We start from the raw sequence: 10,613 nt of genomic DNA on the forward strand, positions 1-10,613 counted from the left end.
GGCACAACAAAGCCGCAACACGATACAACTCCGCACAGCCATCCCCACCGAAAGGAAAACGATCAAGTATGGCGGGGGNCGTACCGGCCGACGAACACGCGCTCATCATCTCGGCCGGAGGGGAGACGGGCCGAGCACTCCGTGCGGCGTTCGCGGCGATCGCACCCACCGACGCGTCCTCGGATGACGGGGTAGACCAGACCGCCGAGGGCGACGGCTCGCCAGCCGATCCCACCCTGGCCAACGAACGACGGCCGCTGCACCGCTACGGCAGGGTCCACGTGTTGGGCCAGCCTCGGGGCACCTCCACGGCGACGGCGGAGCGCACCGCCGCCCGGCTGGCGGCGGCGGTACTCCCCCCCGCGGACGGCAGCGTCGTGTCGACCACCGGGGTGTCGCCCGGGCTGAACCGCGCCGAGACGCTCGGGCTGGACGCCTTCCGCCTGCGGGCCAGCGCCGCCTACCGGCAGCTCAAGCAGGAACGTCCCCGCGACGGCCGGCCATGGGACATGGACCGGCCCTGCACCGACATCCCGCCGCCCCGGGGCAGCTCGCCTGATCCGGACCAGCCGACACCACATGCCCAGCCGACACCGCATGCCCAGCCGACACCGCATGCCCAGCCGACACCGCATGCCCAGCCGACACCGCATGCCCAGCCGAACGGGCGGGCCGAGGCCCAGAGCCCGACCTCCGCGCCCACGGACACCCGGGCCACGGACACCCGGGCCACCGCGCAGATCGCCCAGGCGTCCTCCCCCACCAGCGCGGCGCTGGAGGGATCGGTGGCCGTCGGGCTGATCCTCGTGGAAGGGCCGACCACCGCGCTGCAACTGACCGCCGCGGAACGCACCAAGATCGTAGCTGAGGTGCAGAACGGGTTGTCCTGGTACGCAACCACGAACCCGGCTGCCGACCTGACCTTCCACTACGACATCCAGATCGTGCGGCTGTCCGTCCCACCGGACCCGAACGCGCCCGACCTCGAGGCGCTGTGGCGTGACCCCACCATGAGCCGGCTCGGCTACGCGGCCAGCTTCGACGGCGTCTACGACTACGTCGACGCGCTCCGGTCCCGGCTCGGCACCCGGTCCGCCTACTGCGCGTTCTTCACCAAGTATCCGCTGGGATACTTCGCGTACTCCTCGGTGGGTGGCCCCCGGCTCGTGATGTCCGTCGACAACGACGGCTGGGGACCGGACAATATCGACCGGGTCTTCACCCACGAGACCGGCCACATCTTCGGCGCTCCGGACGAGTACGCGGGCGCCCAGTGCGACTGCGGCGGTCGGTGGGGGGCGTTCCACGCCCCGAACGGCAACTGCGACGCCTGCGCGCCCGCGCCCGTCGACTGCCTGATGCGCTCGAACAGTTTCGCGCTGTGCCGCTACACCCCCAGCCACATCGGCTGGGGCCACGGAGTAAGCGGCAACCCGGCGCTCGTCCAGGCCAGGGGGCTCGGCCAGATCGGCAACTTCGACGCCGTCGTCCCGTCGGCCTTCGCCGGGCTGACCCACGTCTGGCGGGACAACGACGCGGCTGGCTTCCCCTGGATGGCCCCGTGGCAGACGGCTCAGGAGCTCGGCCGGATCGATGCCGCCACCATGATCCAGAGCACCCTGGCCAGGCCGGGACCCCTCGAGGTCGCCGTCCGGGTCGGCTCGACGCTGTACTTCCTGTGGCGGGACTCCACCGGCGCCTTCGCCTGGCACCCGCCGACCCGCCTCGTCCAGGGGGTGGGGGGCGTTCCGTCGCTGGTGCAGAGCCGGCTGGGCACCAAGGGCAACTTCGAACTGCTCGTGCCCGCCGCGGACGTCGGCATCCTGCACCTGTGGCGCAACCATGACATCCACGGATTTCCGTGGAGCACTCCGAAGCTGTTCGGCGCGAACCTCGGGCGCGTCGACGCCGTCAGCCTCATCCACGGCACGCTGGGCGGCGGCAACGGGATGCTGGAAGCGGTCGCCCGGGTCGGCAACCGGCTCGTGCACCTCACCCGCGACAACGGGGCGGTCTGGCGCACCGGCCCCGTCTTCGCCGAGGGCGTGACGGGCAATCCGGCGCTCATCCAGAGCGCCTTCCCCGACGGCTCCCGCAACTTCGAGGTGGTCGTCCCCGCCGCGGACCGCGGGCTCATCCACTTCTACCGGAACAACGGCGCGCCCTCCCCGGGCTGGAGCGGACCGCGGCCGTTCGCACCGGAGCTGGGCCGGGTGGACGCCGTCTCGATGATCCAGAGCNACTTCGACGGGCATCTGGAGGTGCTCGCCCGCGTCGGCGACCGGCTCCACATGGTCTGGCGTTCGTCGGGCCCCGGTGCAAGCTGGTCGGTCCCCCGGCGCGTGTTCTGAGCCGCCGCGCGTGTTCTGAACCGCCGCGCGTGTTCTGAGCCGCCGCGCGTGTTCTGAGCCGCCGCGCGGGGTCATCCGGCCGGCGCCGCCCCGGGTGGCCGGTCGGGCGGGAGGTACCCCGGCGTGTCCCAGGGCTCACCACCTGCGGGATCGCGGCGCTTGGCGCCCCTCCGCGCCAGCCAGCCGTCGACGAACAGGCTCTCGGCTGCGGTGAGGGTCTCCCGCAGCGCCGGGGGAACCTGATCGATGAAGACCCCGCACACCCCGGGCAGGGCAGCCACCTCCGGCGCCCGGGAGGGGGGCAGCGCCACGAGAGCCAGCCGGGGGCGCAAGGCCGAGGTCACGGTGCCGAGGACGGCCAGTTCGGCCAGTGGGTCGACACCCGTGCCGGTCGAGAAGCCCCGGTCCGGCCGATGGAAGACGACCAGTAGCTCCGGCTCGGTTTCCCACACCGGGCCATTGTCCCGCGAACGAACCCGGATGGAAGGTCCCCAGGCACCGACGGTCCACCGCCCGAACCCGCGCCCGAACCCGCGCCCGAACCCGCGCCCGGTGAGAATCACAGCCCTTCGTGGATGGACACCATGGCTACCGGGGGACAGGGTTGGGACAAACGTCCGACTCCTGGTCGTGGACCCGCCCCAGGCGGTCCTCGCCCGACCGCCGCCGGCCGCTTCCGGTCCCGTCCGGGGCCGGAGAGGGCAGGGCAGGAAGAAGGCACCGCAGTTGAGCGAGCGGCTTCCTCTGTTCCCGCTCGGGACGGTCCTGCTCCCCGGGCTGGTCCTACCCCTGGAGATCTTCGAGGAACGGTACCGGATCTTGGTGCGGAAACTGCTCGAGCAGCCCGCCGACCAGGTCCGACGGTTCGGAGTGATCGCCATCCGGCGAGGCCGGGAGGTGGGTCCGGCCCTGCCGGCGATCCACGACGTGGGCTGCACCGCCGTGCTGCGGCGCGTCCAGGAACACTCCGACGGGCGGTTCTCGCTCATCACGGTGGGCGGTGACCGGTTCCGGATCCGCACGGTGGACCGGCACAGCGAGCCCTACCTCGTCGGGGATGTCGACTACCTGCCGGACGACGTCGGCGACACCGACGACACCGACGACACCGTTCCGGCAGTCCAGCGTCTGCTCCGAACCTACGCCGACCGGCTCGCCGCCACCGGCACCGTGCAGATCTCGCTGCCGGACCTCCCCGACGACCCGATCGCCCTTTCGTACGTGATCGCCGCCGCCGCCGTCACCGACGTCACCGAACGTCAGGGGCTGCTCGCCGCGCCGGACGCGGCCAACCGACTGCGGGCCGAACGGGCGCTGCTCCGCCGGGAGATCGGCCTCCTGGAAAAGATCACCACCATCGGATCGAGCGAGTTGCGCCGGGTCGATCCCAGCCCGAACTGACCCCCGCCCGAACTGACCCCAGCCCGAACCGTGGGACGTTCGCCACCCGGGGGATCGACGCTCAGTCCCCAGCCCCGACCTCAGCCCCAGCCCCGTGGCCGGGCGCGTCGCCGGGCGCGGTCGGACCCCGCCTGTCCTCGGCGGCGTCCGACTGGGCCCGCGAGGTCACCCACAGCCCGACGAGGAGTACGAGCAGGGCGGTCACCGGCATGACAAAGTAGAGCCCGCCCGCGCGGACCTTCATGTCCACCAGGTCGGTGAGCAGCGGAGAGGCGTCCTTCGGCAGCGCGTGCAGCAGCTGGGGCGAGCGCCGCAGGTGGCCGATCCAGCCGGCGATCAGCGAGCCGCCGATACCGCCCGCGGCGAGCCCGACCGGGACCGGCCATCCCGCGTCCCGGACCCGCCAGCACGCCACGGCACCGCCGATCACGCCGGCGACCGCGCAGATCAGGGCGAACCGGACGTCGATGTCGCTCTGGACCGTAAACGCCGATTCATGCCCGTCCAACGCCACGGCAAGATCCAGATGCGGCGCGGTCGCGGCCCAGAGCAGGCCGAGCGGGAAGCCGGCGAGCGCCATCGCCGCCGCGCAGATCAGGCCGGCGACGGCCGCCGAACGAGCACCGAACGCCCGGCCCGGGTTCCGCCCGGGCGGCGCCGGTTCNCCGGCCGCGGGGACGGCGATCGCCGGATCGAGGGTCGGCTGACCAGGGTGGTGCGGCCCGTCCCCGGGTGGGACGTCCCCGGGTGGGACGGACAGCGCGACCGGCTCGACTCCGCGGATGCCCGACGACCGCTCCATCATGACGCGCTTTCTGCCACTGGCTGTCTGTCTCCTCGTCCCCGGCCTACCAGCATCCCCGGCCTACCAGCATCCCCGGCCTACCAGCGCGTTGTCGCCGACCGGCCGCAGGCCGTTGACCCTACCGCGCCGGTCGGTCCCGCGGCAGTCCTGCTACTACGCTGGCCCCGCTAACTATGACGCCCTCAGGACGTGCCGACACGGCGCAGTGCCATCGCCGCGACAGACAGCGCCACCATCCCGACGGCGGCGCAGATCCCGAGGTCGAGGACCACCTTCGCCCAGTCGACACCGGGTTGGAAGGCGGCCGCGAGGGCGTCCACCGCGTAGCTGCTGGGCAACGCGTCCCGCGCCCAGCGGCCGACCTCGGGCAGCCGGCCGGAGGGGATCACACCGAAGAACAGCACGATGCTCATTCCGAGCTGGCCGGCGACGGTCGCGAGCTCCGGCCGAGGGGCGAGCAGGCCGATCGCCGCCCCGAGCCCGGACAGGCAGATCCCGGCGAGCGCCACGACGGGCAGCAGCAGCCACAGGCCGGACAGCGGCAGCCCGTAGAGCAGCGCCCCCAGCACCGCGGTGACGACAGTGCCGGGCGCCGCGAAGGTCGCGTACGAGGCCGCCGTGCCCAGCACCACCGCGACGCCGGGCACCGGCAACGTGAGGTAGTAGTCCAGGGCACCGGCCGCCCGCAGCGCCCCGAACCGCTGGGCCAGCAGGTTCAACGCGACGAAGGCGACCACGAGCACCGTGGAACCCGCCACGACCTGCCCGGCGGCCGTGGTGTCGCCGACGTCGAGGATCCCGCGCAGCAGCACGAGGATCCCGACCGACTGGAACGACGCGACGAACAACAGGGGGATCCGTCCCACCTTGGAGCGGGCGAGCTGCCCGCGGTAGACCGCACCGAACGCGGTGCGGAACGACGTCGGCGGCGGCAGCTGCGGCGGGGCACTGCTCGGCGGGGCGGAGGCCGACACCGGCCGCGTGGCGGGNGCCGGGCGGCCATCCGCGACCGATGGCGCCGGCACCCCGGGTGCCCCGCCACCGGGTGCCCCGCGCGCGTCCGGAACGACGGTCACCGGAAAATCACGATCATGCGCGCTCCAGGTCCCGCGACCTGCCGCCGAGGGTGAGGTACACGTCCTCCAGCGAGGGGGTGGCGAGACTGAAATCGTCCAGCGCGGCGAACGCCGGGCCGGCGGTCAACCGGCCGAGGGCGTCACGGGCCGCGGCCGGAGCCAACCGGATGGTCCACCGCCGTCCGTTGACCACGGCGAGCGCGGCCAACGTCGCGACGGTGGGGTCGTCCGCGGGCGGGTCGTGGCGCCACGCGAGGTCGAGCCGGACGTCACCGGACAACGATGCCTTGAGCTGGCCCGGAGTGTCGCAGGCGATCACCCGCCCGGCATCCAGGACGGCGACCCGGTCAAGCACCGACTCCGCCTCGAGGACGTTGTGCGTGATCAGCAGGACGGTGACACCGACGGTGTCCCGGCGACGTTGCAGCGCCGACCACACGGCCCGCCGGGCGACGGGGTCGAGGCCGGTGGTCGGCTCGTCGAGGACGAGCATCGGCCGGTCCCCCACCAGGGTGGTAGCGACACACGCCAGCCGGCGTTGCCCACCGGACAGCTTCGACAGCGGGCGATGCGCCACCGCCTCCAGACCGAGCTCGCCGAGCACGGCGTCACGGACCGCCCGCACGGCGGAGCGGGGGACGCCGCGCATGCGGGCGGTGGTCGCCACGGCGGTGGCGACCGGCAGCTCGGCCAGCGCGAGATCGTCCTGGCCCAGATAGGCGGCGAGCCGGGCCGGCAGACCGCGGGCGGCCAGCACGTCGCGGCCAAAAAGGGTAATCGTGCCCGCGTCCGGCCGCAGCAGACCCATCAACTGGCGGACCAGCGTGGTCTTCCCGGCGCCGTTCGGCCCGAGCACCCCGAACACCTCGCCCTGCCGGACGTCGAGATCGATCCGATCATTGGCGAGAACGGCATGCTCACCCGTCCCGTGCCGCCGGGTGAGCCCGCGGACCGCGTAGCTCAACACATCGACCATTGTCGCAGTCGGAGCCGGTCGATGGTCCCGGGCCGACAACGGGCGCTGATCACACCGCGCTGCTCATCCACACCACGACGTCGAGCATCCGCAGCGGGGTGATCGGGGGACCCGCGACGGGTACCAGCGCCCCGAGCCGGCGGAACTCCTCGGCGTTCTCCCGCAGGTCGTACTGCATCGCGCGGATGAGCAGGCCCATGTACTGCCGCCAGGACCGCCCGTCCCGCGGCGACGGCGGGACGCAGTCCTCGTGCTGGTAGAAGATCCTCACCTTGGAGTCGAACAACGGGACCAGGGCGGGCCGCTTGCGGTGCAGCACCTTGGCGATGAGGGAGCCCTTGACGTCCCGGTCGGAGACGTCCGGGTCGTCGAGGGGGTCGTAGAGCGCGGCGACCAGATCGAGGGTGACCTCGTCGGCCTCGATGAGCTCGATGCCGGGAGGAAGCCTGTCCAACGCCCGCTGCAGCAACGGCATCAGCGCGGTGAGCGTGTGCATCCGATCCAGGTCCACGTGGACGCCGAGCAGGCACGGGGCCAGGAGATCCCCGGTGCACAGCAGATCCGGATCACTATTGGTGACCAGGCCGTCGTAGTACGGGTAGGCGTAGCGCAGACCTCGCTTGCGCGGCCCCAGGTACTCCTCGAGCAGGCTCTCCGCGTCGAAGACCTCCCGGGTGCCCTTCGCCAGCTTCAACCTGGGTCTCCTCATCATGATCCGTGAACTCCCCGGCCGGTCGCAACCCCAGGTGACGAAGCCGGTCTCGCCCCTCATCCTCTCCTGTCCCGGTCGACGATGGCGCAGGGGTCGGATGCCNCGCCAGAACGGTCACCGTCCGCCACCCGTGCCCGGCACGCCGTCCGATCATGCGGACGGCTCAACCGGATCAGCGACGGTCCGGGGACAGTGGGATGAATCTCACACCCGGCGGCCCGCTTCCCGGTGGGGCCGGATCCACCACCCGCACCCGGGGATCGGTTTCGAGCTGCGAGAGCCGGCCGGCCGGGGCGCGGACCACCACGGCGAACAGACACCCGCACCCGGCCCGCAGGTCGTTCGCCGCTCGCGGTCGGCGGCGGCGGTGTTGCCGACCTGTGTGTCGGCGGCGGCTCGGGCGTCCGCCTGGGCCGCCGCCGACCCGAAGGCCGCCCGGACGTCGGCCACCGGATCGCGCACGACGGCCTGCTCCTGTTCACCCCCGATACCGGCGGTGAAGAACACCTGGACGGTCCGGAAGTCGCCGAACACCTCGAGCAGGTCGGCGGGGGNGCGGGGNGCGGNGAGACTGGCCACGGCGTAGAGATCGGCGCCGGGGGCGGCCGAGGTCAGCAACGCGAGGTTCTGCCGGCTGGCGCCGAGGTAGTCGGCGACCGGGTCGTTCGGCCCGGGGCCGATCGTCACCGCGGGCAGCGCGGGCGCCACCGGCTGGTCGGGCGCCGCCGGCTGGTTCGCGGACGTCGCTGCCTGCTCGGTCGCCGAGGAGGACGGTCCGGACGACGGAGCATGATCGACGCCCTGCAGGATCGCGGCCGTCGCGCTCACCACGATCAACGCGACGAGTCCGAGGACGAGCATCCGGACGCCCCAGTCCACCACCCCGCCGGGCGTGACTCCGGCCACGTCGAGCAGGGCCGGCGGACCGTCATCGTCGTCGGAGCCGGCAGGCGAGGGCCGGACCCGGTCCCGGGTCCGCCGGACCCGGTCCCGGGTTCGGCGGACCCGGTCCCGGGTTCGGCGGACCCGACCGATCTCCCGCTCCGCCAGGCCCACCATCCACGCCCGGACGATCGCGATCGCGCGAGAGGTCGCCGGCAGCGTGCGGGCGTCGACCCGATCGAGCAGCGCCCCCAACCCGTGGACCGGTGGGCGCACGGTGGACCACCCCCGGCAGGCGGGGGCCGGGGCCGGCACCGCTCCCCCGGGTGCCGCGGGAGCGGGCACCGGCGCCGAGGTCGCCTCCCCGAGCGTCGCCGGCTCCGTCATGGCTGGTCCCGCAGCCGTTCCACCGCCTCGGCCAGGTCAGCCGGGTCCGGACTGGTGAACTCGACCCGTCCGCCGTGACCGGGATGATCGAAGGACAGCCGCGCCGCGTGCAGCCACTGGCGGGTCAGGCCGAGCCGCTCGGCGAGCGTGGGATCGGCCCCGTAGGCGAGATCCCCGACACACGGGTGCCGCAGGGCGGACATGTGCACCCGGATCTGGTGGGTGCGCCCGGTCTCCAATCGCACGGACAGCAGGGAGGCGGCCCGGAACGCCTCCTGGAGGTCGTAGTGGGTGATACTCGGCTTGCCGTCCGCGACGACGGCGAACAGCCCCGGCCGGCGCGGATGCCGGTCGATCGGGGCGTCCACGGTGCCCCGCAGCGGATCGGGATGGCCCTGCACCACGGCCCGGTAGCGCTTGTCCACCGTACGGTCACGAAACGCCCGTTTCAGCAGGGTATATGCGCGCTCGCTCTTGGCGACCACCATCACCCCGGTGGTACCGACGTCGAGACGGTGCACCACCCCCTGACGCTCGGCCGCGCCCGAGGTGGAAATGCGGTATCCCGCGGCGGCCAACGCCCCGATCACGGTCGGTCCGGTGAAGCCGGGCGCCGGATGGACGGCGACCCCGACCGGCTTGTCCACCACGATGATGTCGTCGTCGTCGTAGAGAATGCCGAGAGCCTCGACCGGCGTGGGTTCCACCGCCACCGGACGCGGCGGAGCGGGCAGCCGGACCTCCAGCCAGGCACCGCCGCTGACCCGGTCGGACCGGCCCCGGACCTTCCCGTCGAGGCTCGCCTGGCCGTCGTCGACGAGCGCGGCGGCCACGGTCCGCGACAGCCCGAACATCCTCGCGATCGCCGCGTCGAGACGGACGCCGTCGAGCCCGTCCGGGACCGGCAGGGACCGCAGGTCACCGCCCGTGATGGTCACTGCCCCCGCCGGGGGGATGATGCTCGGCGTAGCGCGTGCCGTCCAGACCCACGCCGCGCAGGGACAGGATGACCGCGAGCACGCCGCCGCAGACGATCNCGGAGTCGGCCACGTTGAAGATGGGCCAGTAGTGGAGGTGGACGAAGTCCACGACGTGACCGCGCAGGGGACCGGGCGCGCGGAAGAGGCGGTCGGCGAGGTTGCCCACCGCCCCGCCGAGCAGGGCGCCGAGCACGAGAGCCCACCCCACCGACCGCAGCCGGCGGGCGGTGAACACCACCACCGCGACCACGGCCAGGGCGACCAGGCTGAGTAGCACCGTCGCGCCGCCCGCGAGGCTGAAGGCCGCTCCGGAGTTGCGGGTGAGCTCCAGGTCGAGCAGGCCGGGGATGACCTCGACAGGCCCCCGGTCAGACAGGGTGGCCACCGCGACATGCTTGGTGAGGATGTCCGACAGCAGGACGATCGCCGCCGCGACCGTCAGCGTGGCCACCGCCCGGCGGGAACCGGCGGTAGGGCGAGCCTCGTCCCGCCCGTGCGGCACCGGCGTCGACCCCCCGGGCGGGGCCGAGGGCTTCGTCGACATCGCCGGCGCGACGGACCCCGCGCCCGGGGTGACGCCCCCCGGCGCGGTCACCGCGTGATCGACGGGATCTTCGGACACACCGCTCCCGATGGTCGGCACCTCTCCTACCGGACCACTCTACGGCCCCGAGTCCCGACGATGAACCGGCCGCGCGGCGAAGGGCCGAGCCGGGGACGGGACCACTCGTCCCGCTGAGCTACGCTGATGGACAGCGGTACGGCGTGGACGGGGACGAGTAGCGGCGGGCGCAGCCCGAGCGAGCCGGGGTCGGTGGAAGCCCGGTGGCCAGCGCGTCGCGAAGATCACCCCCGAGCCGCCGGAAGAACGGAATCCGGTCGACCATCGGGTCCCCAGTAGATCCGGCCGCCGCGAGGACAACGAGGGGCCATCCCTCGGCCCGATCCGGCCGAGCGGGTGCGCAAGGAGGGTGGTACCGCGGTACCCCCGGTCCGGGTAGGACAGGCGGCCGGCGCATCGGCCGGATGGTCACGCCCGGGAC

9 protein-coding genes are annotated in these 10,613 nt (G+C 73.0%); 2 read left to right on the top strand and 7 right to left on the bottom strand.

Annotated features, from left to right (window positions below; genetic code table 11):
* The first annotated feature begins 68 nt into the window (after window positions 1–68).
* A complete protein-coding gene (locus CED_RS04345; protein WP_035908729.1) occupies window positions 69–2,351 on the top strand; it encodes a hypothetical protein in 2,283 nt (760 codons plus the stop codon).
* A 71-nt stretch (window positions 2,352–2,422) separates the two neighbouring features.
* On the opposite strand, the gene CED_RS04350 is transcribed toward CED_RS04345, so the two are convergent.
* Window positions 2,423–2,803, bottom strand: a complete 381-nt coding sequence (locus CED_RS04350) for a hypothetical protein (RefSeq protein WP_023840530.1) — start codon at window positions 2,801–2,803, stop codon at window positions 2,423–2,425.
* Between the two features lie 274 nt (window positions 2,804–3,077).
* Between CED_RS04350 and CED_RS04355 the strand changes: the two genes are divergently transcribed.
* Complete coding sequence (locus CED_RS04355) at window positions 3,078–3,752, top strand: LON peptidase substrate-binding domain-containing protein (RefSeq protein ID WP_011435874.1); 675 nt, start codon at window positions 3,078–3,080, stop codon at window positions 3,750–3,752.
* Window positions 3,753–3,813: 61 nt separating this feature from the next.
* Here CED_RS04355 and CED_RS21330 read toward each other — a convergent pair whose 3' ends face one another.
* The 6 genes from CED_RS21330 to CED_RS04390 form a co-directional block, all read right to left on the bottom strand.
* A complete protein-coding gene (locus CED_RS21330; protein ID WP_011435873.1) occupies window positions 3,814–4,557 on the bottom strand; it encodes a hypothetical protein in 744 nt (247 codons plus the stop codon).
* 182 nt (window positions 4,558–4,739) lie between these two features.
* Window positions 4,740–5,633 carry an ABC transporter permease gene (locus tag CED_RS04365; RefSeq protein WP_076804224.1) on the bottom strand — a complete coding sequence of 298 codons (894 nt, stop codon included), beginning with the start codon at window positions 5,631–5,633 and terminating at the stop codon, window positions 4,740–4,742.
* Window positions 5,634–5,646: 13 nt separating this feature from the next.
* On the bottom strand, window positions 5,647–6,609 hold the full coding sequence (locus CED_RS04370; RefSeq protein WP_011435871.1) for an ABC transporter ATP-binding protein: 963 nt from the start codon (window positions 6,607–6,609) through the stop codon (window positions 5,647–5,649).
* 49 nt (window positions 6,610–6,658) lie between these two features.
* Complete coding sequence (locus tag CED_RS04375; RefSeq protein WP_035730575.1) at window positions 6,659–7,303, bottom strand: DUF6308 family protein; 645 nt, start codon at window positions 7,301–7,303, stop codon at window positions 6,659–6,661.
* Between the two features lie 1,283 nt (window positions 7,304–8,586).
* Window positions 8,587–9,528 (bottom strand): RluA family pseudouridine synthase, encoded by a 942-nt coding sequence (locus CED_RS04385; RefSeq protein WP_011435868.1) that lies wholly within the window; start codon window positions 9,526–9,528, stop codon window positions 8,587–8,589.
* Window positions 9,509–10,192 carry a signal peptidase II gene (locus tag CED_RS04390; RefSeq protein ID WP_369807783.1) on the bottom strand — a complete coding sequence of 228 codons (684 nt, stop codon included), beginning with the start codon at window positions 10,190–10,192 and terminating at the stop codon, window positions 9,509–9,511. The genes CED_RS04385 and CED_RS04390 overlap by 20 nt, the downstream gene beginning before the upstream one ends.
* Window positions 10,193–10,613 lie beyond the last annotated feature (421 nt).

Source organism: Frankia sp. CeD (assembly GCF_000732115.1).
GTDB classification, from domain to species: Bacteria; Actinomycetota; Actinomycetes; order Frankiales; family Frankiaceae; genus Frankia; species Frankia casuarinae.